Annotated in this window: 19 protein-coding genes; 11 read left to right on the forward strand and 8 right to left on the reverse strand. The window is 58.5% G+C overall.

Annotated elements, in window-relative coordinates; all coding sequences use genetic code 11:
• Positions 1-288: 288 nt before the first annotated feature.
• Both VF639_RS17855 and VF639_RS17860 read right to left on the reverse strand, forming a co-directional pair.
• Positions 289-462, reverse strand: coding sequence for a hypothetical protein (locus tag VF639_RS17855; RefSeq protein WP_331147290.1), 174 nt, complete (start codon positions 460-462; stop codon positions 289-291).
• Positions 463-664: 202 nt separating this feature from the next.
• Positions 665-1,480 (reverse strand): phosphatase PAP2 family protein, encoded by an 816-nt coding sequence (locus VF639_RS17860; RefSeq protein ID WP_331147291.1) that lies wholly within the window; start codon positions 1,478-1,480, stop codon positions 665-667.
• A 257-nt stretch (positions 1,481-1,737) separates the two neighbouring features.
• Here VF639_RS17860 and VF639_RS17865 point away from each other — a divergent pair, with 257 nt between their 5' ends.
• Complete coding sequence (locus tag VF639_RS17865) at positions 1,738-2,175, forward strand: hypothetical protein (RefSeq protein WP_331147292.1); 438 nt, start codon at positions 1,738-1,740, stop codon at positions 2,173-2,175.
• On the opposite strand, the gene VF639_RS17870 is transcribed toward VF639_RS17865, so the two are convergent.
• From VF639_RS17870 to VF639_RS17890, 5 genes are all read right to left on the reverse strand, one after another.
• Positions 2,159-3,427 carry a cation:proton antiporter gene (locus VF639_RS17870; protein ID WP_331147293.1) on the reverse strand — a complete coding sequence of 423 codons (1,269 nt, stop codon included), beginning with the start codon at positions 3,425-3,427 and terminating at the stop codon, positions 2,159-2,161. The two genes, VF639_RS17865 and VF639_RS17870, sit on opposite strands and share 17 nt — an antisense overlap.
• Positions 3,428-3,605: 178 nt before the next feature.
• Positions 3,606-3,911 (reverse strand): hypothetical protein, encoded by a 306-nt coding sequence (locus VF639_RS17875; RefSeq protein WP_331147294.1) that lies wholly within the window; start codon positions 3,909-3,911, stop codon positions 3,606-3,608.
• 13 nt (positions 3,912-3,924) lie between these two features.
• On the reverse strand, positions 3,925-4,545 hold the full coding sequence (kdpC, locus tag VF639_RS17880) for a potassium-transporting ATPase subunit KdpC (protein WP_331147295.1): 621 nt from the start codon (positions 4,543-4,545) through the stop codon (positions 3,925-3,927).
• Entirely contained in the window at positions 4,542-6,248 is a 1,707-nt protein-coding gene (gene kdpA, locus VF639_RS17885; protein WP_331147296.1) for a potassium-transporting ATPase subunit KdpA, read from the reverse strand. Before kdpA (VF639_RS17885) ends, kdpC (VF639_RS17880) begins: the two co-directional genes overlap by 4 nt.
• 440 nt (positions 6,249-6,688) lie before the next feature.
• Positions 6,689-7,000, reverse strand: a complete 312-nt coding sequence (locus VF639_RS17890; protein WP_331147297.1) for a hypothetical protein — start codon at positions 6,998-7,000, stop codon at positions 6,689-6,691.
• Between the two features lie 606 nt (positions 7,001-7,606).
• Here VF639_RS17890 and VF639_RS17895 point away from each other — a divergent pair.
• Complete coding sequence (locus VF639_RS17895) at positions 7,607-8,962, forward strand: sigma-54-dependent transcriptional regulator (protein ID WP_331147298.1); 1,356 nt, start codon at positions 7,607-7,609, stop codon at positions 8,960-8,962.
• Between the two features lie 118 nt (positions 8,963-9,080).
• Complete coding sequence (locus VF639_RS17900; protein ID WP_331147299.1) at positions 9,081-11,099, forward strand: KUP/HAK/KT family potassium transporter; 2,019 nt, start codon at positions 9,081-9,083, stop codon at positions 11,097-11,099.
• Between the two features lie 190 nt (positions 11,100-11,289).
• On the opposite strand, the gene VF639_RS17905 is transcribed toward VF639_RS17900, so the two are convergent.
• A complete protein-coding gene (locus VF639_RS17905; RefSeq protein WP_331147300.1) occupies positions 11,290-13,824 on the reverse strand; it encodes a T9SS type A sorting domain-containing protein in 2,535 nt (844 codons plus the stop codon).
• 722 nt (positions 13,825-14,546) lie between these two features.
• Between VF639_RS17905 and kdpF the strand changes: the two genes are divergently transcribed.
• The 8 genes from kdpF (at position 14,547) to VF639_RS17945 (ending at position 25,225) form a co-directional block, all read left to right on the forward strand.
• Complete coding sequence (gene kdpF / locus VF639_RS17910; protein ID WP_331147316.1) at positions 14,547-14,624, forward strand: K(+)-transporting ATPase subunit F; 78 nt, start codon at positions 14,547-14,549, stop codon at positions 14,622-14,624.
• An 87-nt stretch (positions 14,625-14,711) separates the two neighbouring features.
• On the forward strand, positions 14,712-16,412 hold the full coding sequence (gene kdpA, locus VF639_RS17915; RefSeq protein WP_331147301.1) for a potassium-transporting ATPase subunit KdpA: 1,701 nt from the start codon (positions 14,712-14,714) through the stop codon (positions 16,410-16,412).
• Positions 16,413-16,595: 183 nt separating this feature from the next.
• The gene (kdpB, locus tag VF639_RS17920) at positions 16,596-18,641 is read left to right on the forward strand and encodes a potassium-transporting ATPase subunit KdpB (RefSeq protein ID WP_331147302.1); all 2,046 of its coding nucleotides are present in this window, start codon (positions 16,596-16,598) and stop codon (positions 18,639-18,641) included.
• A 230-nt stretch (positions 18,642-18,871) separates the two neighbouring features.
• Positions 18,872-19,438 carry a K(+)-transporting ATPase subunit C gene (kdpC, locus tag VF639_RS17925; RefSeq protein WP_331147303.1) on the forward strand — a complete coding sequence of 189 codons (567 nt, stop codon included), beginning with the start codon at positions 18,872-18,874 and terminating at the stop codon, positions 19,436-19,438.
• Between the two features lie 252 nt (positions 19,439-19,690).
• Positions 19,691-20,827: a porin gene (locus tag VF639_RS17930; RefSeq protein ID WP_331147304.1), complete on the forward strand. Its 1,137-nt coding sequence runs from the start codon at positions 19,691-19,693 to the stop codon at positions 20,825-20,827.
• 223 nt (positions 20,828-21,050) lie between these two features.
• Positions 21,051-22,220, forward strand: a complete 1,170-nt coding sequence (locus VF639_RS17935) for a sensor protein KdpD (protein WP_331147305.1) — start codon at positions 21,051-21,053, stop codon at positions 22,218-22,220.
• A gap of 200 nt (positions 22,221-22,420) precedes the next feature.
• Positions 22,421-24,277: an ATP-binding protein gene (locus VF639_RS17940; protein WP_331147306.1), complete on the forward strand. Its 1,857-nt coding sequence runs from the start codon at positions 22,421-22,423 to the stop codon at positions 24,275-24,277.
• Between the two features lie 81 nt (positions 24,278-24,358).
• Positions 24,359-25,225 carry a sensor histidine kinase gene (locus tag VF639_RS17945; protein ID WP_331147307.1) on the forward strand — a complete coding sequence of 289 codons (867 nt, stop codon included), beginning with the start codon at positions 24,359-24,361 and terminating at the stop codon, positions 25,223-25,225.
• Positions 25,226-25,308: the final 83 nt, after the last annotated feature.

Consider the following 25,308-nt stretch of genomic DNA (forward strand, 5'->3'; position numbering starts at 1 on the left):
GTCAAGCAATTGGCAGGTCGTTTTTGTGTTTTAGAGTAAAGGTCTTCGAGAAAAATAAGCCCTGTTGCACGGCTCCTTTTATAACCTGCTTGGCGCAGTTCAGCAAACCGTACGTTGTTAAACTGCTCTGAATTTGGGCAGCCAGCCGGTATTTACGTGTTGCGCTTGGCCACAGCGCAGGGGCCCGTATCGTTGCGGGTGGTAAAGGAATAAAGTGCCGCGACAACAAAACGAAAAGGCGGCTTCCGTACGGAAGCCGCCTTTTTTATAGGAATGGCCAAGCGGGGGTTAGCGGCTGCGCATTTTCGTGACAATAAACCAAAGCAGCAAAACCACCAGGAAAACCGCAATCAAACCCGTCCAGGCGCCGGCTTTGAAGATGGAGCCAATAGCATCGCAGCTGCTGACGGTGAGCGACAGGGCGATAAGGCAGAAGGCGAGTAAAGGACGGTAGGAGGTCATGGTAGCGTGGTTGAGGTAGGAAGAGAGGAAACTGCCCCCGTGCGGAGCAACAGTGTAGATACTGCGTCCGCCAGAAAAAGTTGAGTTCGAGCACAGCGCCGACAGGTAACCTGAACGGCAGCAAGCGCCTGAAAACCCAACAAAAGAAATCCTGCCGCCGGATGAAGTCGAACTAGCTCGGCGCAAACTTGAAAAGCTGCGCTTAATGCACGGGGCGCCAAGTGAACGTCAGGCCAGCGGCGCCCTGCTGATACATAGGCGAAAAGCTGCTGCCTTCCAGCAGGCGCGGCTTGCGGCCCCAGCGGTTGCGGTGCGAGAGGTAGGCCAGGTGCGCCGACAAAATACCAATGCCCGCCCCGGCAAACACGTCGCTCTGCCAGTGCTTGTTGTTGAGCATGCGTAGCGCCGCAACACTGGTGGCTATGCCATAAGCGCCCACGCCATACCACTGGCTTTTGTCGCGCAGCTCGGCGTGCACTATGCTGGCGGCCAGAAAGGCCTGCGCCGTATGCCCCGACGGAAACGACTGATTGTCGGAGGCATCGGGGCGGGTGACGCCGGTAATACTCTTCAAGCCAAATACGCTAACCAGCATCAAGCCTTCCGCTTTGCCAATGATAAGCAGCGTATTAAGCCGGTCGTTGCGCGACTCGACGCCCGCCAAGGCCACGGCGCCCAACTCCAGATACGGCGCAAAAATTAGGGCGTCATCAACGCGGGTGTGGAAGTTGGGGAACTGCTGCTGTATGTCCCGCTTGGCGTCGTAGCTGCTGTAGAAGCCGTTGCCGTTGATGGTGCTGATGCCGTAGCCGATTAAAACGGCCGGTACTATGGTGGCTTTCATCAGCTTGCCTTTGTACCAAGGCTTTGGGACTGCAGCAGATACGGCCGTAGGGTTTTCGAACTTGTGCAGCGTATCGGGAGCGGCCGGCGTGGTGGGTACCTGCGCTTGGACGGAGGTAAACGAGCCAACAAACAAAACAAGCGTGGCGGCTCGGGTAAGCAGAAAAGAACGCATAATGGGCACTTGAAAACGCGAAATACGCTTAACTAAAAGATGGTTTGCGAGCAGCCTCTTCTAAAGGCAGTTCTGTTTTGAAACCTTAAACGAACCAATGTTACGCCAATGTTACGCAGCGGCCTCAGCACCTAGTACTCCTAAGCGGAAAAGTGGTTTCGTCGAGCTACTTCTAGTTGTTAAGCTACTTTAGCGTCATGAAATCATGCGTAGCTTTTATTTTACTCGTCTTTTTGATGGTCCTTACCTCTTTCCCGGTGAGCGCACAAAATCAAACGTGGCCGAAAAACGAATACGGTAACATTCAAATCACGGGGGAGCGACAATTCGAGGGTCAGGAAGCTACCCGGAAGAACTTCCAGCAGCGCGTACAAACTTGGTTTACCAACAATTTGGCTCCCACCTTGCTGGTGGAAAACGGCCGTCTTTCAGCGCGGGGCGAGTTTTATGGATGGGGCCGCTTCGCCGTCATCAAAGCTGGCCCCAACGACTACCAGCTGCTAGCCGGTGTAGCGGCCCGCTTGGTAGAAGGAGAATGTACCTACCGGGTCGAGGATTTGAAGTGCGCGTACCAGAACAATGGCAAGACGGTAACGGTGCCGCTGGAGAAGTTTCTGGAGAGCACCAACCCCGAGCACAAGCTGGCCGCGGCCGCCTTTCGCAAGCGCCTCACCGAGTTTATTGCGGCTTTGTAGCTTGGGCGCGCTTCTGCTGCTTGGTTTGAAGGTATTGGGCCAAAGGCCCGATTGTGAGACCCTGCACCAGAATCGAGAATACCACCACCACATACGTTACGCCCACCAGCAGGTCGCGGGGCATGGTGGGGGGCAAGGATAGGGCCAAGGCCACCGAAATACCGCCGCGCAGGCCGCCCCAGGTCAGAATGGTGAGGCTATTATCAGTGAACTGCTGACGCAGACTCAGCACGGCCAGCGGCAAACCCACCGATATCAGCCGGGCAAACAGCACCAGCCCCACGGCCAGCAGCCCCACCAGCAGGTAGAGTGGCGTAATGTTCAAAACCAGCATTTGCAGGCCCATGAGCACAAAGAGCAAAGCGTTGAGAATCTCGTCGAGCATCTCCCAGAACTTGTCGACGTACTCCTGCGTCACATCCGACATATCGCGCCGGCCCAGATGCCCGATGATGATGCCCGCCATAACCATAGCCAGGGGCCCAGAAGTGTGCAGCAAGGTAGCCAGCGAACTGCCGCCCGCCACGAGGGCAAGCGTGAGCAAAACTTCCACTTTATAGTTGTCGATGGAGCGCAGCAGAAAAGAGCCTCCGTAGCCCAGCGCCAGCCCCAACGCCACCCCGCCCAGTGCTTCGCGCAAAAACAGCCCTAGCACCGCCCCAACGCTCAGCGCCTCCGCACCCGCCTTCGCCACCGATAGCACCGTGGCAAAAATTACGACGCCTACCCCGTCGTTGAAGAGCGATTCCCCCACAATCTTAATTTCCAGCGGCTTCTGAATACCGGCTTTTGTGAGAATGCCCAGTACGGCAATAGGATCGGTGGGGGAAATAAGGGCCCCGAACAGCAAGCAGTACACAAAAGCCAGCGGCAAGCCAAACAGGGGCAGGGTGATATAGAGGCTGGTAGCCACTAGTACGGTGGAAAGCATAGTGCCCACCGTAGACAAGGTGAGTACGGGCAGGCGCTGGCGGCCCAGGCTGGCGGCATCAAGATGTAAGCCGCCAGCAAAAAGCATGAAGCTGAGCATCACCTGCATCAGCACGGTATGAAAATCAATGGTGCGCACCACGTTGGCTATTTCTAGCACCGCCGGCACCCCCATCCGGCCCAACCCAACTAATGCCAGGGAGGAAAGCAGCGCCAATACCATTAGCCCAATGGTACTAGGCAGGTGCAGAAACCGGAAATTGAGGTACGCAAACGCGGCTGCCACCACCAACAACAACGAAAAGGCGGTGTATAGCTCCATGATGCCACTCAGGTCAGTTGAGGTGTAATCTACGGGGCATTATCTTCTCAAGTGGCAATGAAGTCGATATACCGCGCCGCCTAGAACCGTATGCAGCTGATTATAAAGCAGTTTTTGTGTGGCTTGCAGGCTGGCACTCACTTGCGTTAGTACCGTTTTTCTTTTTTCCAGTGAAGCATCACCCGCTGCCGTCGGGCAATTCGCCGTTGAATTCCTGAACTTTTTGCCACAACATATAAGCATCGACCGACAGCGTCTCGCCCATAAAATCGCGCATAGGGTAGCCGCGCCATTCCAGGCAAAACCGCTGGAAGGCACGTTGGGTACAAGCCACCGCAAAGCCGCTGTTCGCCAAGCGCAGGTGCTCGGCTGGCGGCAGCTCCTGCAGCCAATCCCGAAAATCTGTTTCGGTGGCGGTAATGAGATGCCACTGCCCATAATAGGCGCGGGCGGCGTGGGTTATTTCGGTGAGTAAGTCGGGCATGGCTTGGGTTGGGCTAAGGCTGTATTTGGTCGAGGGCTAGGTTGAGGCGCAGCACGTTCACACGGGCCGGGCCCATGAAGCCAAGCCAGGGCAACTCGGTATGTTGGGCAATCAGGGCCCGCACCCGAGCGGGGTTGAGCTGCCGGGCCTGCGCCACCCGAGCTGCCTGCACGGCCGCGCCAATCGGGGAAAGGTCGGGGTCGAGGCCGGAGGCAGAGGCAGTAACCAGCTCGGCCGGCACCTGCTCTTTGCGGATAATGGGGTTTTGCAGCAGAAATGTGTCGAGCCGGGCCTGCACAGCGGCTTGCAGGGCCGGGTTAGTGGGGCCGGTATTGGAGGCGCCGGTGGCCGCGCCGTTGTAGTCGACAGCCGAAGGGCGGCCGTGGAAATACCGCGCCTGCATAAACTTTTGCCCGATTTGCTCGAAGCCAACGGTTTTGCCAGCCACTACCACTGCCGAGCCGGCCGCCCGCTCCGGCACCAGCAGGCCCACAGCCCAAACAAGGCCTGGAAACGCAAAACCAAACGCAAGCAGCAGCAAGCCACTCAGCAGCACCGGACGTAGAATATTCATGGGGTGGGGTTGCTTGTTGAAAGACTGGTAATGTTGGGGTTGGGTGAACTCGTTTTTCATCTGCCAGCGAAATACTCGGCCAGCGGGCCCAGGGTGAGGGCAGGAAAGAAAAGCAAGGCGCCCAAAATGCCAATGACAACCAGCAAAAGCATGCCGAACGTGGGGCTTTCCAACTGGATACCGCCTATGCTCGGCGGCGTGTAAGGTTTCTGCATCAGCTGCGCCCCAATGAGTAGCGCCCCCAGCAGCGGCACGAATCGGCCGCTGAGCATGGCCAGGCAGGGCAGCAGGTTCCAGAACGGCGTGTTGTCGGCGAGGGCCTCGTAGCCGGAGCCGTTGCCAGCGGCCCCCGACACAAACTCGTAAAGCATGGTGCTGAAACCGTGGGCGCCGGGATTGTTGAGCCATTTCAGCGAGTCGGCGGGGTTGGGGGTGGCGTACCACACATAGGCGGCCAGGGCCGTGCTGGCCAGCACCACTACGGGTTGAGCCACGGCCACCAGCGTTGCCACCTGCATTTCGGGCGCTTCAATCTTTTTGCCGAGCAATTCCGGCGAGCGGCCCACCATCAGGCTGGCCACGAAAGCGGCAATAACGAGGTAGATAAGAAAGTTGAGGAAGCCGGTGCCCAACCCACCAAAGAAGGCGTCAATCTGCATGAGCAGCATGAACGGAACGCCGGTAAGCGGGGCGAAGCTGTCCTGCGCGCCCACCAGCGTACCGGCCGGAATGGCCATGTTGAGGGCGTTGTACGCCGCCGTAGGCAGTACGCCAAACCGCACTTCCTTGCCTTCCATGTTGCCGCCCGCGGCCGGTCCAATGCCCATGGCATTCAGCGTAGGGTTGCCGTTCAGCTCCAGGAGCACGGCGGGTACGACCAGCAGCGCCAGACCCACTGTCATCACGCCAAATACCATCACCGCGAAGCGAGGACGCTTCAGGTAGTAGCCGAGCATGAACACGAAGGCCATGGGCAGCAGCAGCACCGCTAAATGATGCAATACAAAGGCCTGAAAATTCGGAGTTTCGAAAGGATGAGCGCAGTTCGGGCCAAAAAATCCGCCGCCATTCGAGCCTAGCTCTTTGATGGACAGCATAGCCGCCACCGGTCCGCGTGCCACTGTGCCCGCCACGCCTTCAAGCGAGGTGTAGGCCGCGGCTTTCTCGAACGTCATGGGCACGCCCGTCAGCAGAAAGGCCACCGAAAACACAAAGCACAGCGGCAGCAGCACCAGCAGGCAAGAGCGAACCAAGTCCTGGTAGAAGTTGCCGATGTTGGTGGTATTGTGGGAGGCCAGGGCGCGTACTACCGCTATGCCCACGGCCAGGCTGCTGCCGGCACTCATGAACTGCAAGAAGGCGAGGACGGCCATCTGAACAAAATAGGAGGCTCCCGTTTCGCCGGAATAGTGCTGCGCGTTGGTACTGGTGAGGAAGCTCACGACCGTGTGCAGAGCCTGCGTAAATTCCATGGCCGGAATATGGTCGGGGTTCCAGAGCGGCAGCTGGTCTTGGGCCAAGAGCATAAGCAGGGCCCACAGCAGCCAAACCAGGTTGACGCCAAGCAAAGCACCCACGTATTGCTGCCACGTCATGGGCTGCGCGGGGTTGATGCGGGACAGGCGGTAGAAGCCCCGTTCAAGCGGGGTCAGGAAGTGCAGCCAGGTTCGTTCGCCGGTGTATACGCGGGCCATGTAGCGCCCCACCGGCCACGCCAGCAGTACCGCCAGCCCGAACAGCAGCAAGACATTGATACCATCCATTAGCAAAAGAAAAACAGCGGGAGAGTAAGCGCAGGCACCAGATGCCTGTTGCGGCCACCGCTGCCAACACGGTGCCAGCCGAGCTAAACCGTCTGCTGTGAGTTGCTGCGCCCTTTTTGGTTAAGTGCCCCCTTGCATTTTGCAATATAGATTTAGCAAAACAGCAAGCCTCGCCCGCTGGCCTGCACTCATTTGATTAAGCCTGTAGCGTTAAAGCTTCGCAGTGCTAAGGGCTTGCGCGATTCGTAGTACTTGCGGCTTCGCTGCCCCCTTATCATGCATGAATACAACGGGTACTTCAATAGCTAAGCTAAACAAGCAGGGGCGCCACAGCAGCATGGAAGCTTGTTCCGTGTTACTGTGGCGCCCCTGCTTGTTCGATCTGTGAATGTTCTAAGTGTCTAGTTTGTCATCATTTATGCGTTTATGTTGTATTGCTGCTATCCTCCTATCGTGCTTAAAAAGGACACGATGTGCGGCAGCGCAGTTATAAGTAGTCCTAGCACAAGGATGAACACGCACATCACCGCGAGCCACCAGGTCAGAAGCTCATCGGGGGGAGTGGGGCGGGGCCACCAAAGCAGAAAAGGAAGCACCATGGGCAACAAGCTGATCCCCTGCGTGTGATGGCTTAGCCGCAAGCACACGCAGGTGATAACGGCTAGTAAAGAGCCTGCCAGCAGCAGGTATTGTTGCCAGCGAGGAAGTTCTGGCACCGGTATCATGACGACCTTCTGACTAATGCGACGCATACGTAATGGCGGCTCGACAGCCGGAAACTGCCAGGTGAGAAAAGAGAAGCGGTAAACCAGCCGGGCGTGGCACTACATAACCATTGGAATTGAGGCAACGCGGCTCTTTGGTTGTCTTACTTCTAGCAGTAGAATAGGAAACTACAGACGCTAAAGCAAAGGCTGATGTTGCGAGCCAACTCGCAAGAAGCTCGCTTTTAAGGCGGAGTTCGTACTGCTTGGAAGGCGGAAGGATTTGCTGCATAAAGCATGCTGATAAATGACTAGTGAATAAAAGCACGCTTCTGGCAGGAAACGGCGGTAAAGGCTATACTCAGGGTGAAGTCAGTGTAAAAATAAAAATAAAATAATGTTGCATAACCGAGGTTAAGATAAGTAAACCTACTGGTAGATGGAAGCTAACGGCCACTTTACCTTCTAGGTACATACTAAAAGAACTTAAGTTGCTGTCGAGCTCTTGCTTGTATTCTAAGCATGACTGTCAACGAAAGGTGCTTCAACCAAGCGGCAAACAACCGGCCCAAGGCCGCATAGGCTTTTGTGCGATAATTGAGTTTTGCGTACCCTTGCGGGCCTAAGGCCGTCGATGATTTCTTGTTTTCCTTTATGCCTCACAACAGTATTCTAATCATCGACGACGAGAACAGCCTGCGCCAGCTTTTGGGCCGGGTACTAGAGCTGGAAGGCTACACCGTGCTGATGGCGCCCGACGCGCACCGCGGCCTGGAGCTGCTGCGCGAGCACAATCAAGAAATTTTGGTAGTGCTGTCAGACGTGAAGCTGCCCGACGGCCATGGTCTGAGCTTGTTACCGCGCTACAAAGCCGTGGCGCCCCTGGCCGAAGTAATCCTGATGACCGCCTTCGGCACTATTGCTGATGGCGTGCAGGCCATGAAGTCGGGCGCCTTCGACTACCTCACCAAAGGCGACTCCGACGACCAACTGGTAGTAGTAGTGGAACGGGCCGCCGAAAAAGCCCGCCTCCAGCGCCGCGTAGCTGAGCTGGAAAAGCAGCTGGCCCCGCAGTTCACCTTTGATTCGATGGTGGGCCACTCGGCCCCGCTTGCCCAAGCCAAAGCCCTGGCCCTGCGCGTAGCGCCCACCGACAGCACAGTGCTGCTGGAAGGCCCTACGGGTTCGGGTAAGGAGCTATTTGCGCAAGCTATTCACGCGGCAAGTCCGCGGTGCACCAAGCCGTTCATAGCCGTCAATTGCAGCGCCTTTCCGAAGGATTTGCTGGAATCGGAGCTGTTTGGCTACCGAAAAGGAGCCTTTACCGGGGCCCTGACCGACAAGCGCGGCCTGATGGAGGAAGCCAACGGTGGCACCTTGTTTCTGGATGAAATAGGGGAGCTGCCGCTGGAACTGCAAGCCAAGCTACTGCGGGTACTGGAAACTCAAAGCTTCACCAAGATTGGGGATACCAAACCCGTGCGCGTGAACGTGCGCATTGTGGCCGCCACCAACCGCAACCTGCGCCAGGAAGCCGACGAAGGCCATTTTCGCCCCGACCTGTACTACCGGTTAGCCGTGTTTACAGTACCCGTGCCACCGCTCAACGTGCGCCGCGAAGACATCGAGCCGCTGGCCAACCACTTCCTGCAGCTCTACGCGGGTAAGCTGCGCAAGCGCCTGCGCGGCATGGATGCCGACTTTCTGCGGCAGCTTACGCACTACAACTGGCGCGGCAATGTGCGGGAGCTGAAAAACGTGCTCGAGCGCGCCGTCATTCTGGCCGACGACGACCTGCTGACCCCCGAGTACCTGCCCGCCGAATTCGACGTGGTAGTGCCGCCCGCGTCTGGCACCCCCGATGACCACGAGCGGACCTTGCGCAGCATGGAGCGCAACCACATCCGCAGCGTATTGCAGGAGGCCCACGGCAACAAAACCGAAGCCGCCCGCATCTTAGGCGTGGCACTTACTACGCTCTACCGCAAGATCCAGGAGTATGGGCTGTAGAGCCTCACGCGCCTCACCCCCCGGCCCCCTCTCCCATGGAGAGGGGGCCGGGGGGTGAGGCCACCCAACTCACCACTTTGCCGTAAGCTCAACCTGGAACTTGCCTCTACTCCTTTCTATGGCATCAACGAATACCACTGCCGCACAGGCCGCACCCGCTCCTGCGTCCGCTCCTGCCGCCCCGCCTGCGCACGGCGCAAACTTGCACGTAGCCACCCCGGCCGGGGTGCTCATTGCTTTGGGTATCGTGTATGGGGACATTGGCACGTCGCCGCTGTATACGTTGCGGGCCATTTTCGCACGAGGGCCGATTCAGGAAGAAGTGGTGCTTGGCTCGGTCAGCGCTATTTTCTGGACCCTGACCTTGCTCACGACGGTGAAGTACATGCTGCTGGCGTTGCGGGCCGACAACAACGGGGAAGGCGGTATCCTGAGTTTGTACGCGCTGCTGCGGCGGCGGCCAACAAAGTGGCTCTACATTCCGGCTATTCTGGGGGCTTCTGCGCTGCTGGCCGATGGCATCATTACGCCGCCCATTTCGGTGGCGTCGGCCATTGAGGGGTTGCAGATTCTTAAGCCCGACCTCAATACAGTGCCTATTATTCTGGCCATTATCACCGGGCTGTTTGTGTTCCAGCAGTTCGGCACGGCCATTATCGGGAAGCTCTTCGGGCCGGTGATGCTGGTGTTTTTCTCGATGCTGGCCGTGCTTGGCGTGGTGCAGCTGCTCCACTATCCGGCCGTATTCAAGGCCCTCAACCCGTACTACGCCATCAACTTGGTGGTGAACGTGCCCGGTGGGTTCTGGCTGCTCGGTGCCATTTTTCTGTGCAGCACGGGGGCCGAAGCTCTCTACGCCGACCTTGGGCACGTAGGGCGCGGCAACATCTACTTCTCCTGGACTTTCGTCAAGGTCTGCTTGATCCTCAACTACTTCGGGCAGGCGGCTTGGCTGATGCAGCACGTGGGGCAGAAGCTGGCCGGCCAGAATCTGTTCTATAAGCTAATGCCCGACTGGTTTCTGCTGCCGGGCATAGCCATTTGCACGCTGGCCACCATCATTGCCTCGCAAGCCCTGATTTCCGGTTCGTTCACGCTCATTATTGAGGCGCTGCGGCTGCGGTTTTGGCCGAAGGTGCGCATCAGCTACCCCACCGAGCTACGTGGGCAGGCCTACGTGCCGAGCATCAACTGGCTGCTTTACGTCGGCTGCGTGGGGGTGGTGCTTTACTTCCGCGAGTCAGGCAACATGGAAGCTGCTTTCGGGCTGGCCGTCACGCTCACCATGCTCATGACCACGGTGCTGCTGGCTTACTACCTGTACTACAAGCGGGTTAGTGTCCTCTGGATAGGCTTGCTGGTGGTGGTGTATTTCACCATCGAAGGCTCGTTTCTGGTGGCCAACCTGCGCAAGTTTCCGGAAGGCGGCTGGCTGAGCATTCTGCTGGCCTCCATCATGCTGTCGGTGATGCTGATTTGGATTCGGGGGCAGCGCCTGCGCAACGAGCTAACCGAGTTCAAAGACCTGGCCGAGTACCTGCCCATGCTTAAGGAGCTCAGCAACGACCATTCGGTTCCCAAGTACGCCACCCACCTGGTGTACCTCACCAAATCGGACAATCCGAAATGCGTGGAAAACGGCGTGATTTACAGCATCTTCATGAAGCGCCCTAAGCGGGCCGACGTGTACTACTTCATCCACGTCGAAACCACCGACGACCCCTACACCACCACCTACACCGTGCAGCACATTATGCCCAACGAGCTGGTGCGCATCGATTTCCGCCTTGGTTTCCGCGTCGACCACGCCATCAACATCATGTTTCGGCAGGTGGTTACGGATTTGGTAAAGAACAAGGAAGTGGACATCACCTCGCGCTACGAGTCGCTCAATAAAAACGAAATTGTGGGCGACTTCCAATTCATTCTGCTCAACAAAACCCTGCCCACCCGCTACCTGCTGCGCGGCCTGCTGAGCACCGTCATGAACCTCTACGAGCGGCTCAAGCACTTAGGCGTATCCGAGCAGGAAAGCTTCGGCCTCGACAACAGCAACGTCAGCATCGAAAACGTGCCCCTGGTTATTCCCGCCCGCCCGGAGCTGCAACTCGTGCGCGAAGAAGTGCCCGCGAAGTAGCCTAAGGCAAGCTCAGCAGGACAGACTTCTCATGGTCTGTATCCGTCGCCTAGCACATCATAAGCCGCCCCTGTCGTTTCGGTAGGGGCGGTACCGGTACTTCCAGAAAACGCAAAAGGGTCCTGCCAGCTACGGCAGAACCCTTTTTTATTACCTGTAGACGCCGGTGAAGCTATGGCGCCACCTAAACCTACTGCACCACGAGCTTGCTGGTGAGCGAGCCTTTTTTGCCGGTTATCTGTACCATATAGAGGCCAGCACGTAGCTTTTGAGTTACCTGAACGTTGGTTGCCAGCGTGCTGCTTCCTTGGTTGGTTATGCCCTGCTGATATACCACTCGGCCCGTTGTGGTCGTGATTTTCAGCTGTAGCGCTTCGCCAGGTGCGAAACCAGCTAAGGCTACCTGGAAGGTTCCGTTGCTAGCAGGGTTGGGGTACACGCTCAGCGAGCGGCCATCGGCTTTCGTGGTTTGCGTGGTTGACAGCGGCTGCGTTAGCTCGCCGTACACAATGCCCCGGCCACCCGTGGTGAGATAAACGCGCCCGTACACGTTCCGGTCGCCCACTATAATGCCGACGTAACCGAATTGGTGTTGGGTATCGTTGATGCGCACCCACGTGGCACCCGTATCATCGGAGCGGTAGAAACCGTAGGTGCTGCCTACCGTGCCTACTATATAAATAGCTGGATAGCCAGTGCTGATCGAGGACTTACCGAAACCAACGGCCGAGGCTTGCGCTACGTTCGTTACTTCCTGAAACGCTGCCCCGGAGTTGGTAGAACGATACAGAGCCGCGCGCGGGTCAGTGCCGTACGTGCCAGGAAAGGTCAGCCACAGCTCGCCTTCCCGACCGAACACCGCCCGAAGGGTAGCGTCGCCGAGCAGGTAGTCAGGCGTGCTGATGAAGGTGGTAGCGCCTGCCGTAAACGTGACGCCCCCGTCGGTGCTGGTTAGCACGCGCCCGGCTATGGCATCATACACATAAAACTTCAGCGGGTTCACCCGGTCGGCAACGGGACGCAGGCTGCCGCCAAATCGGGTTGGCGTGATGCCCGTCGAAGCCGTCCAGGTGGTGCCGCGGTCCGTCGACCAATACACCCCGACTGTTTGGTTGCTGGCCGGATCTGGCTGCCAGAGCATCCGGCTGCCATCGGCGGCTACGGCAATGTTGCCACCTCCCCCGGTTACCGTCGGCGCGTTGCCGAACGGCGTCCAGGTGGTGCCGCCATTGGTTGAGTAGGCACCGTATTTACCTGCCGCGTTGTTGTGCGTGCGAACCATAAAAGTCGGCAAAAGCTCGGCGAAGTCGATGCTGGCATTGGTGCCATATTCCGGGGTGAGGCGGGTAGCGGGTACCACGTCGAGGTTGTCGTGCCGGTAGCCGTCGATATCCGCCACTATACTTACTAGTGGCGCGCCGGTGGGCGGGCAAATCAAGCCGCGGGGTACCAGTTCTTCCAAGCCTTTGTTCTCGAACTTCCACTGCGCCGGAGTCGGGGTGCCTTGGTCGGCAGCGGCTATGTTGCCGCTGGAAAACAAGCCGTAGCCCGTAGTGAACCACGCGTTATTCGAGTTGAAAGGGTCGAGGTCTACATCGGCAATCCAGTGCGGATTGGAAGTGGCGTTGGAAGGCGAAAGGGAGTGGTCGAGGTTGGACTTGTTGGTGGCGCGCCAGTTAATCAGAGGCCGCCAGTTTGCGCCGCCATCGGTGGTACGAAACACTTCGTCGCCGGGGCCCCAACGGTCGATAGTACTCACCACAATAGTACCCGGCCGCTGCGGGTCGAGGGAGATGCCACCATAGCCGCCGCCGACCGGTACGTTAGGCTTGATGCTGGTCCAAACACCCGTAGACGGCACATATTTCATTACGTCGCCGGCTGTTACACCGTTGGGGCCGGGGCCGTTCGAGTAAGCCAGGTACAGCGTTCCGTCGGCGGCCAGGGCCGCGTGGTGCGCCATGAGCGTGGTAGGTGCTCCCGCAACGGCGGCCCAAGTGGCCCCGCCGTCAGTGGTCTTGAACAGGTTCGCGGCGCCCGTACGCAGTACACCCACATACACGGTGCCGGTAGCAGTGCCCGTAGTGCCGCTTGCCTTGTCGAAAAGAACAAAGCTGATGCCATTAGAGCCTACCTGCGTGGTATCGACCGGGAAGGTGGTGACCTTGCTCCAGTTGGCGGCCCGGTTGGTGCTTTTCCAGAGGCCGCCATTGCTGGTGCCTAGCAGGAGGGTAGTGCCTAGGTTGGGGTCTACTTGCAGCGCTTCGCCGGTGCCACGGCCGTTTTCGTTGCCGCCTAGCTTGTTTCGGAGGTTGTAGCGGGTCCAGGTGTTGCCTTTGTCGTTGGAAGCCAGAATAGCGCCTCGGCCCGCCCACGACTGCGTGTAAGTACCCGTGGCTAAGTACACCCGGTTTGGGTCCGATGGGTCGGGCGCTACACTGAGCACGCCCATAAAGTTGGATTCATCCCGGCTGAGGTAGTCCGTGATAGGAATCCAGGTGCGGGTGGAGACGTTCCAACGGTAAGCGCCGCCTACGTCCGTGCGGGCATAGAGCAGGTTTTGCTCGGCCGGACTGTAGATGATACCCGAGACAAAGCCGCCGCCATGGATCTGAACGTTTTTCCACTGATAAGCCGCTGGCATTTGAGCCTGCGCGGCGTCCGGGCTTAGGGTGCAGCTTGCTAGAAGCGCAGCACCAAGCCATATTCTGGTAGTTGTCAGCATAGATTAGATGGGATTTTATGATGGTAGCAAATTAGGCAAACGTTTGCATCAGTGAGGTCATCAGGTGTTACAACATTCTGGTAATTCTAATTTTTTATGGAAGACCTACTGATTTTCAAGCCTGAATAGGCCACTGCTATTAGCACAAAAGGAGCTTGTTGTTATTTCCCTGTGCTTGCTAAGCGCCAGGAGCCAAGTGCTGCGCTTCGACGATACCCGCTTGGCAGCTATATCGAAAACGTCGGCCTGTACTGCCAGCACCCTAAACCCAGCCGCAGCTACGAGGCTGCCAGCTTGCCCGGCAGCTCATGCCGCTGCGTCTCCATCAAACCCGCGTTAGCAGCGCCACTATAGGCTGTCCTAAGGTCCTGCTGCTCGCAGTTGAGTCGATGCGTCAGCTATTCTACTAGTTCGGGTGGGCAAGCGGCCTAGCGTTCTGCTACCTCAGCCTAGCAAAATGCTAGGGCCCGGTCTGGTAACAGAACCGTAGGGTATGAAATTATACGTCTGTAATTCAGGGAGTTGAGCTGTATTTCGGTGGGTTGCTACGATTCGGACCGGCTTTGGTAGTGCTGGCAGTAGAATCTGTCACTTACAATATCTACACCTATGGCACCTGCTCTTATGATTCCGCTGCTCACCCTGGCCGGGTGCGCCGGCTTCTGGCTCTTCTACAAATCCGTCGAGTTTTTCGACCACATCTAATTCCAGCCCTTGCCATGATGATTGCCCTGTTTCTGCTCGCCCTCGCCACGTTCGGCTACCTCGTCTACGTGTTGCTGAAGCCCGAAAAATTCTAGACTAGATGAGTGACTGAGTGAATGGAGCGACCTACTCCTGGCTTTCCTCACTCAATCACGCATTCGCTCATTCACTCCTTGCTCTCCATGAATAATCAACTACTCAGCATCACGGGCATCTTTCTGGCTACCGTGCTGCTGGCTATTCCGCTCGGGCGCTACATGGCCGCCATGTACCGCGGCGACCGTACCTGGTCCGACTTTATGGGCCCCTTAGAACGGGCTTTGTTTGGCATCAGCGGCATCAACCCCAACAAGGAAATGACCTGGCAGCAGCACCTGGTGGCGCTGCTTTCCATCAACCTGCTGTGGTTCTTTTGGGCCATGCTGGTGCTTACCACCCAAGGCTCATTGCCCCTCAACCCCGACGGCAACCCCTCCATGAGTCCTGATTTGGCGTTCAACACGGCCATTTCGTTTCTGGTGAACTGCAACCTGCAGCACTACTCCGGCGAATCGGGGGTAACGTACCTCTCGCAGCTGGTGTGTTTGATGTTCCTGCAGTTCGTGACGGCGGGTGCCGGTATGGCGGCTTGCGTGGTGGTGTTCAACGCCCTGCGCGAAGGCAGCACCGACAAGCTCGGCAACTTCTACAACTACTTCGTGAAGAGCGTGACGCGCGTACTGCTGCCGCTTTCGTTGGTAGTGGCGCTAGTGGTGGCGTTCCAGGGTACGCCCATGACCTTCCAGGCCAAGCAGCCCCTCATCACGCTGCAAGGCGACTCGGCCACGGTGAGCCGCGGCCCGGCCGCCGCCATGATTGGTATCAAGCAAATCGGGACCAACGGCGGGGGCTTCTTCGGAGTCAACTCCGCGCACCCGCTCGAAAACCCTACCTACCTAACCAATGCTGTCGAGAATATCAGCATCATTCTGATTCCTATTGCCATGGCGCTGGCTTTCGGCTACTACCTGCGCCGGCCCAAGCTCGGCTGGATGGTGTTTGGGGTGATGACAGCTGGCTACCTGCTGCTGCAAATTCCGACCATCTACCTGGAAATGCACGGCAACCCCGCCATCAGCCACATGGGCGTCGACCAGAGCCTTGGCTCGCTGGAAGGCAAGGAAATGCGCCTCGGCGCGCCAGCCTCGGCCATGTGGGCCATCACCACCACCGTCACCTCCAACGGCTCGGTCAATGCCATGCACGACTCGCTGACCCCGATTTCGGGCATGAACGCGCTGCTCGGCATGATGACCAACGCCTTCTACGGCGGGGTAGGCGTGGGCTTCCTCAACTTCTTCGTCTTCATCATTGTGGCCGTGTTTATTTCGGGCTTGATGGTGGGCCGCACCCCCGAATTCTTGGGTAAGAAAATCGAGGCCCGCGAGATGAAGATTGCCGTAATCATTGCCCTGCTGCACCCGCTGCTCATCCTCACGGGCACGGCCATGGCTTCCTACCTCTTCGCCCACGACCCCCAAGGGTTGAGCGGCTGGTTGGCCAACCCCGGCTACCACGGCTTCTCCGAGATGCTCTACGAATACACGTCTTCGGCCGCCAACAACGGCTCCGGCTTCGAGGGCCTCGGCGACAACACGCCGTGGTGGAACATCAGCACTGGCGTCGTGTTGCTGCTGGCCCGCTACCTGCCCATCATCGGCCCGGTGGCCATTGCCGGCCTGCTGGCCCGCAAGAAGTTCGTCCCCGAATCGGCTGGTACCCTGCGCGTCGACACCGCCACCTTTGGCATCATGGTTTTCTTCGTCATCTGGATTATCGCCGCCCTGGCTTTCTTCCCGGCCCTAACCTTGGGCCCGATAGCCGAGCATTTCTCACTGTACTAGGAGCTAGTCGCCTCACCCCCTAGCCCCCTCTCCTTCAGAGAGGGGGACTAGAATAGCTTTTTAGCTTTTACAAATTCAACTGTCACACCTTCCAAACAATAAACTAACTCTAGAAAACTAGAGGCTAGTTCCCCTTCTCTGAAGGAGAGGGGGCTAGGGGGTGAGGCACCGTAAGCACACAAAATGGCCTCCAAATCTCAATCCTTATTTCAACCCGAGTTGGTCTCCGAAGCCGTGAAACAGGCTTTCGTGAAGCTCGACCCGCGCATTATGTTCCGCAATCCGGTGATGTTCACCGTGGAAATCGGGACGGTGGTGATGCTGTTCGTGACGCTCGGACTGCTAGTGAAACCCGACGCCGCCCAAGGCAGCTTCGGCTACAACTTCACTGTGTTCCTGGTGCTGTTCCTGACCTTGCTGTTTGCCAATTTCGCTGAGGCCATTGCCGAAGCGCGCGGCAAAGCGCAAGCCGAAAGTTTGCGCAAAACCCGCGAAGAAACCCCCGCCCGCGTCATCGACGCCAACGGCAACATCAGCTCCGTGTCGTCGTCGCAGCTCCAAAAAGGGCAGGAGTTCCTGGTGGAAGCCGGCGAAATCATTCCCACCGACGGCGAAATCGTGGAGGGCCTGGCCACCATCGACGAGTCGGCCATTACCGGCGAATCGGCTCCTGTTATTCGGGAAGCGGGCGGCGACAAGTCTTCCGTAACGGGCGGTACCAAGGTGCTGTCCGACCGGATTCGGGTGGTGGTGACAACCGCCCCCGGCGAGTCGTTTCTCGACAAGATGATTGCGCTGGTGGAAGGCGCGTCGCGGCAGAAAACGCCCAACGAAATTGCCCTCACCATCCTGCTGGCGGGCTTCACGCTGGTGTTCGTGATTGTGTGCGTGACCTTGGCGCCGTTTGCCGAATACTCGAAAACGCCCATTGCCATTTCCGCTTTCATTGCCTTGTTCGTGTGCCTGATTCCGACCACCATCGGCGGCTTGCTCTCGGCCATCGGTATTGCCGGCATGGACCGGGCATTGCGCGCCAACGTCATCACCAAAAGCGGCAAAGCCGTGGAAACGGCTGGCGACATTGATGTGCTGCTGCTCGACAAAACCGGTACCATCACCATCGGCAACCGCAAAGCCACCCACTTCTGGCCCGCTCCCGGCGTCGATGAGCGCGAGTTCATTGAGTACGCCACCGTCTCGTCGCTCACCGACGAAACACCCGAAGGTAAATCCATTGTGGAGCTGGCCCGCGAAAAGCAGATCGACCCGCAGGCCCTGCGCAGCCGCCTGGAAGGCGCGGAGCTTATCAAGTTTACGGCCGAAACCCGCAGCAGCGGCGTGACGCTGGCCAACGGCACCCGTATCCGCAAGGGCGCCTCCGATGCCATCCGCCAGCTGGCCGTGAAAGCCAACCAGCCCTACCCACTGGAAGTGACGCAGCGCACCGACGCCGTGGCCAGCAACGGCGGTACGCCGCTGGTAGTCAGTGAAAACGACCGGGTACTTGGGGTAGTGGAACTGCAAGACATCATCAAGCCCGGCATTCAGGAACGGTTCGAGCGCCTGCGCAAAATGGGCATCAAAACCGTGATGGTCACCGGCGACAACCCGCTCACGGCCAAGTTCATTGCCGAGAAATCGGGCGTCGACGACTTCATTGCCGAAGCCAAGCCCGAAGACAAGATGACTTACATCCGCAACGAGCAGCAGCAAGGCAAACTGGTAGCCATGATGGGCGACGGCACCAACGACGCCCCCGCCCTGGCCCAGGCCGACGTGGGAGTGGCCATGAACTCCGGCACCCAAGCCGCCAAAGAAGCCGGCAACATGGTCGACCTCGACAACGACCCCACCAAGCTCATCGAAATCGTGGAAATCGGTAAGCAGCTGCTCATGACCCGCGGTACGCTCACCACGTTCAGCATCGCCAACGACGTAGCCAAGTACTTTGCCATCGTGCCGGCCTTGTTTATGGTGGCTATTCCGGCCCTCGGCGCCCTCAACATCATGGGCTTGAAGTCGCCACAATCGGCCATTCTGAGCGCCGTGATTTTCAACGCCATCATCATCCCGGCGCTGGTGCCGCTGGCCTTGCGCGGTGTGGCCTACAAACCCATCGGGGCCTCGGCCCTGCTCCGCCGCAACCTGCTCATCTACGGCCTCGGCGGCGTTATCGTCCCCTTCATCGGCATCAAGCTGATTGACTTGATTGTAGGCGTGTTTCTGTAACTGATTAATTTATAGAACGAAATAAACAAGAACGTCATGCTTCATCTAGCGTCCGCGAAGCCGGAGGCGTAGTCGAAGTATCTCGCGTGCTGACATTGCAGTGGTATATGTCATGCTGACGACAGGAAGCATCTCGCGTGCTGACTTTAGCAAAGTGGAGGAGTTTACCACCCTAGCGAGATGCTTCGACTGTGTTCAGCACGACCGTTCCTCTTTTCAATAAAACCACCATGAAAAATAACCTCTTTCCCGCTTTCCGTCTTTCTCTCGCCATGCTTGTCCTGTGCTGTGTGCTCTACCCGGCCATCGTGTGGGCTGCCGCGCAACTGGCGCCTGGCCACGGCGAAGGCGTGCAGCTGAGCCGCAAGGGCCGCGTAGTGGGCTACGCTAACGTAGGCCAGAAATTCGACAAGCCCGAATACTTCAACTCGCGCCCCTCGGCCGTAGACTACAACGCCAGCGGCTCGGCCGGCTCCAACAAAGGCCCGAGCAACCCCGAATACCTGGCCACCGTGCAAGCCCGCCTCGACACCTTCCTGCTGCAGAACCCGGGCGTAAGCAAAGCGCAAGTACCCGCCGAACTGGTTACCGCCTCCGGCTCCGGCCTCGATCCGCACCTCTCGCCCCAAGGTGCGCTGGTGCAAGTGAGCCGCATTGCCAAAGCCCGCAACCTGGCCCCTGGCCGCGTGCAGGAGCTGGTACGGCAGCAAACCGAAGGCGGCAGCTTCAGCCCTGCCACCGTGAACGTACTGCGCCTGAACCTGGCCCTGGACGAGCTGGCCCCGGCTACCCGCTAACGCCCGATTTGTAGCGCGGAAGCCACAGGAAATCTGTTCCGCGACGAGCAAAGCGAGTATCTGGTACCGCACCGAGCGGCTCCTACGCGTAGGAACTCGCTTTGCTCATCGCGGAACGGAAGCCACAGGATTTCCGCGCTACACCGTCCGATTACACGTTTTTCCATTTAGTTCAGTCTGCCTCCTCCTCTCCAGAGAGAGGGGCCGGGAGGTGAGGCAACTCAACAGCCAGCTAAAAGTTGGCGCAACATCATGAAGCACCTATTCACCTTGGGCTTGGCCCTAACCGCAGCTACCGGCACCACCCTGGCCCAAGTCACGCCCACCACCGACCCCGCTCTGGCCGTGCCGCCGCCCGCCGCCCCCGTTGAGGCGACGCCTAACCCACTAACTTTCTATGGCTTCGTGGACGGCTACTACGGCTACGACTTCAAGCACGCTAATACGCAGGACCGCCCCGGCTTCCTGTACTCGCACGACCGCCAAAACGAGTTTACCGTCAACCAAGGCATCATTGGCATGCGCTACCAAGACGACAAGGTGCGCGGCGCCATCGGCCTGCACGCCGGCTCCTACGTGACGGCCAACTACGCCGCCGAAGACCAAGTGTTCAAGCACATATACGAAGCCTACGCCGGTTTCCGGCCGTTTCAAAAGGCGTGGCTGGACGCTGGTATTTTCGGTTCGCACATCGGCTTCGAGTCGGCTATCAGCAAAGACAACTGGACCCTGACCCGCTCCTTGATGGCCGAAAACTCGCCCTACTACGAGTCGGGGGTGCGCTTCACTTATGAGGTTGGCCCCAAGCTGACCTTGACCGGCCTGGTGCTGAACGGCTGGCAGAACATCCGCGAAAACAACCAGAAAAAAGCCATTGGCACCCAAATCCAGTGGAAACCCACCGACAAGCTGCTCATTAACAGCAGTACCTTCTACGGCAACGAGCAGCCGCAGGATTCGGCCCGTCGGCGGCGCTACTTCCACGATTTCTACATCACCTACGCGGCCACCGACCGCCTCTCGGTGGCGGGCGTGTTTGACGTGGGCAAGCAGGAAAAAGCGGAAAGTGGCGGCAAAGACGATACCTGGCACACCGGCGCCCTTTTCCTGCGCTATAAGCTGGCCGACAAGTGGACTGCCGCCCTGCGCGGCGAGTATTACTACGCCGACCGGGGCGTCATCATCAACTCGTTTGCGCCCACCACTGGCAGCGCCAACTACGAAGTAAAGGGCGCCTCCCTCAACCTCGACTACGCTCCCACCAGCAACGTGCTCTTCCGCGTGGAAGGCCGCGTGCTGGATGCCGAAGACCGGATTTTCCTGCAAGAAAACGGCAACACCTCGGACAGCTACGGCAACATCACCTCCAGCATCGCCATTTCGTTTTAATTGAAAGCGCTATTTACCTCGAACATTATGCTTGATCTGGCATCCGCAGGTGGCGCCTCAAGCCAGGGTGCGCTGCCGCAGTCGAAGCAGGACGTTCGAGGTAAACAACGTCGGTCAGCCGCCCCTAGCCCCTCCTCAGCTGAGGAGGGGAACTAGTACACTAGTCTTTCTAGCTTTAGCGCCAAGCAAGTAGTCGCCACTTCACTCAATCACTCATTCACCCATGGAGCCTAACGCCGATGATGTTCGGGACCGGTCTGCTGAGCGGTTTCTGCGCCTGGTGCAGGAGCGACGACGAGGGCGGTTCAAAATCTATATTGGGCTAGCGGCGGGGGTGGGCAAAACCTACCGCATGCTGCAAGAAGCCCACGACCTGCTGCAGCACGGCGTGGATGTGGTGCTAGGCTACGTGGTGACGCACGGGCGGGCGGGCACGGAGGCGCAGTTGCAAGGTTTGCCGGTGATGCCACGCAAGCAGATTTTCTACAAAGGCCGGATGCTGGAAGAAATGGACGTACAGGCCATTCTGCAGCGCCGGCCTTCGGTGGTAGTAGTCGACGAGCTGGCCCACACCAACGTGCCCGGCTCCCTCAACGAAAAACGCTGGCAGGACGTGGAGCAACTGGTGAAGGCCGGCATTTCCGTGATTAGCGCCGTCAATATTCAGCACCTGGAAAGCCTGCACGACCAAGTATTGAAAATAACCGGCACCGACGTGCAGGAGCGGGTACCCGACCAGGTGTTCAAGCTGGCCGACGAGGTAGTGAACGTGGACCTGACCGTAACCGAGCTGCGCACCCGCCTCGAGGAAGGCAAGATCTATGAGATGACCAAGGTGCCGACGGCGCTGCAAAACTTTTTCCAGCCCGAAAAGCTGTTGCAGCTGCGCGAACTAGCCTTGCGGGAAGTAGCCAACCAGCTCGGCCGCCAGATTGAAACCGACGCGGGCGGGGCACCCGCCGTGGCCCCGCAGCAACGCAACGCCGACCGGCTACTGGCCTGCATCAACTCCAACGCCGTTGCGGCCAAGGAAATCATCCGCAAGACCTCCCGCCTCGCCGACCGCCTTGGCGGGGCTAGGTGGTACGTGCTCTACGTGCAAACCTCGGCCGAATCGGCTGATAACGTGGGACTGGCGGCGCAGCGGCACCTCATCAACAACCTGCAACTGGCCACCGAGTTAGGCGGTCAAATTCTTAGGGTGAAAGCCGATAATATAGTAGCGGAAGTAACCCGCATAGCGGCCGAAAAAGGAGTCTCGTTGCTTATCTGCGGCGTTACCAGTGAGAAAGGCTGGTGGGGCGGCTTCACCCGCCGCGGCGTCACCAACGACCTGATTCGGGAAGTAGCCCGCACCGACCAAGACCTCGACATTTACCTGGTAACGTATTAGACTTTGTATTTGAAAATAGAACGTCATGCTGAGCGCAGTGCAACGAAGTCGAAGCATCTCGCTCGAAGTCGTTGCACCAACAAAGGGGATTACCACCCTAGCGAGATGCTTCGACTTCGCCTCCGGCTTCGCTCAGCATGACCGTTCTTTTCCAAGCCTCTAAGACCCTAAGACTCTAAGCTCCCAAGCCTCAACAAATCATGAACCTGAAAACGAAAATTACGCTAGGGTTTCTGGCCGTCCTGCTGTTGCTAGGCGGGGTGGGGGCGTACACGCTGTACTCCATTCAGCGTTTAGGCCAGACGACGCAAGGCGTACTGGAAGACAACTTTTACTCGGTGCAGCTAGGTCACCAGATGGTGGCTTCCCTCGACACCTTGTCGCGGCTGCAGCAGCAGCGCTATGTGGGTGGCACGATACCCGCGGGCTACGATGCCCGGGTGGCGCGGGAGCTGCGGCAGTTTCAGCAGCTCCTCACCCGCGAGGCCGGCAACGTAACCGAGAAAGGCGAGCAGAGTATGGTCGATAACCTCACCCGCAACCTCGACGACCTCCAGCTTCTACTCGACCCCGAATCGACAGAGCCGCGCACGGCGGCGTTTTACTTGAGCCGGATTCTGCCCAAGGAGCAGCAGCTACGCCACGAAACGGCCCGCATGGTTGGCTTGAACATGGCCGTCATCAGCCGCAAAAACGAAGCCGCCCACAAGACGGCCACGCAGGTGCAGCGCTACACGCTGTCGATGCTGGTGTTCAGCGGCATCATCATGCTGTTTTTTGTGCTGAGCGTGCCCGAATCGGCGGTAACTCCATTGCGCAAGCTCTCGGCCAGCATCGACCACGCCGCCAACCAGGACTTTACGGCCTCGATTCCGGTGGAAGGGCACGACGAGTTTGCGGCCGTGGGCCGGAGCTTCAACCGCATGCTGGTGCAGCTGCAAGGCTACCGCACCTCCACGCTGGCCGAGCTGATGGCCGAGCGCAACCGCGTAGCCAGCATCGTCGATACGCTGGATGAAGGCCTGCTGCTCATCGACCAAAACCGCCGCCTCATTGTGGTTAATCCGGTGGCTAGCGCCTTGCTCGACGTGCCCTCGGAGAAGCTGGTGGGCCGCCGGGCCGATGAAGTGGCCGCCGAAAACGACCTGTTTCGGGAGATGCTGCGCCACCTGGATGTGCCTGCGCCCAAGCGCGAGCAGCAAACGCCGCTGCTTACCATTGCGCAGCAAGGCGAGGAAGCCTACTACCGCCTCAGCGTGCATGATGTGGTAAGCTTCAACGAAGCCCTTGACAAAAAGGAATTTGTGGGTTCGATTCTGACCTTGCGTAACATCTCGGAGTTCAAGAAGCTGGACCAAGCCAAATCGAACTTCCTGGCCACGGTTTCGCACGAGCTGAAAACGCCGCTTTCCAGCATCAATTTCAGCTTGAAGCTGCTGCAAAACGGCAAAGTCGGGCCGCTCAATGCCGAGCAGCAGAACATTGTGCTTACGCTCAAGCAGGAAAACCAACGGCTGCTCAAGCTGGTCGGAGAATTAATTGACGTTTCGCGCCTGGAGTCGGGCAACATCCAGCTCAACTTCCAGCCGAGCCAGGTGCACGACATCATGCAGTTTGCCGCCGACACCATTCAGTTGCAGCTCAAGCCCAAGCAGCTCCGCCTCGCCTTGGAAGCGCCCGGCGACCTGCCGCCCGTGCGCGCCGACATCGAGAAAACGACGTGGGTGCTGCTCAACCTGCTGGCCAACGCCATCCGGTACTCGCCCGAACAGGAGCAAATCCGCATCTACGCCACCCTGGCGCCCGACGGCCAGCAGGTGCAAGTAAGCGTACAAGACAGCGGCCCCGGTATCGCGCCGCAATACCAGGAAAAAATCTTTCAGCGCTTCGTCCAGATTCCCGACAAGAACGGCTACAAAGGCGGTTCGGGCCTCGGCCTCAGCATTGCCCGCGAGTTTATCACCAGCCAGGGCGGCCAGCTATGGGTGAACAGTGAGCTAGGCGCCGGCAGCACCTTCATCTTTACTTTACCTGTAGCTTCTAAACTAGAGGCGTAACCCTGCTGTCCTTCCGACATTCCACTTGATGCGTGGAATGTCGGAAGGACAATCAACAATCAGCAATTAACATTCATAGCCATGCAACGCACCATCAAATCGAAGCTCACGCTAGGCTTGGGCTTTTTGTTTCTGATTATCCTGCTGCTGAGTGGAGTAGGCGCTTATTTTCTCTACCAACTGTCGCGCAACTCGACGGCCACCTTGCGCGACAACTACCGCTCGGTTGGCTATTCCCGTTACTTGTCCGACGCCCTGTCGGACCTGCGCGATGCCCGCTTGGCCGGCGCTGGTACCAATAGGGCCGCGCAGCAAACGTTTCAACGCTACCTCACGGCCGAGCGCAACAACATCACCGAACCCGGCGAGCAGGAGCTGGCTGATTCGCTAACCGCTGGATTTCAGCAATACCTGACCTCTACTGCCGCTGCCGAGGCGGGGCAGTACCAGCAACTGCGCCAGCAAATAAACCGAGTGGGCACGTTGAATCTGCGGGCTATTGAAGAGCAGGCCGAGCGCACCCGACGCATTGCCAACCGCACGATTGGCACCTTGGGCTTGCTGGCCGCCGTGGGCATCCTGGCCACCCTTTCGTTTATCTTTTCCTTCCCCGACTACATTACCAAGCCCATTCAGGAGCTCACCGCCGGTATCCGGCGCGTGGCCGACGGCAACTACGCCCAACGCCTCCCCTCGCACCACGACGAGTTTGCCGACGTAGTGCGCGCCTTCAACGACATGGCGCACCGCCTCGAAGGCTACGAAACCGCCGACGGCACCCCCCGCATCGATTCCACCGGTCCTCTCGACCTCGTCACCGCCCACCACCGCCCCGGCACCGTCCCGGCCACCGTGGTTGATGCCGAGCAGCAGCGCCTGCTCGCCCAACTCCAAGACCAGACGCGCCAGCTCCAGCGTACCGCAGCGTTGCTCATCCGTGAAAGGTAAAAGGTGAGGCTGCTCAGGATGAGAGGCTAGAGCAACGAACTAGCTCGTTGCTCTAGCCTCTCATCCTGAGCAGCCTCACCTTT

Origin of the sequence: Hymenobacter sp., assembly GCF_036387835.1 — a bacterium.
Classification (GTDB): Bacteria; Bacteroidota; Bacteroidia; order Cytophagales; family Hymenobacteraceae; genus Hymenobacter.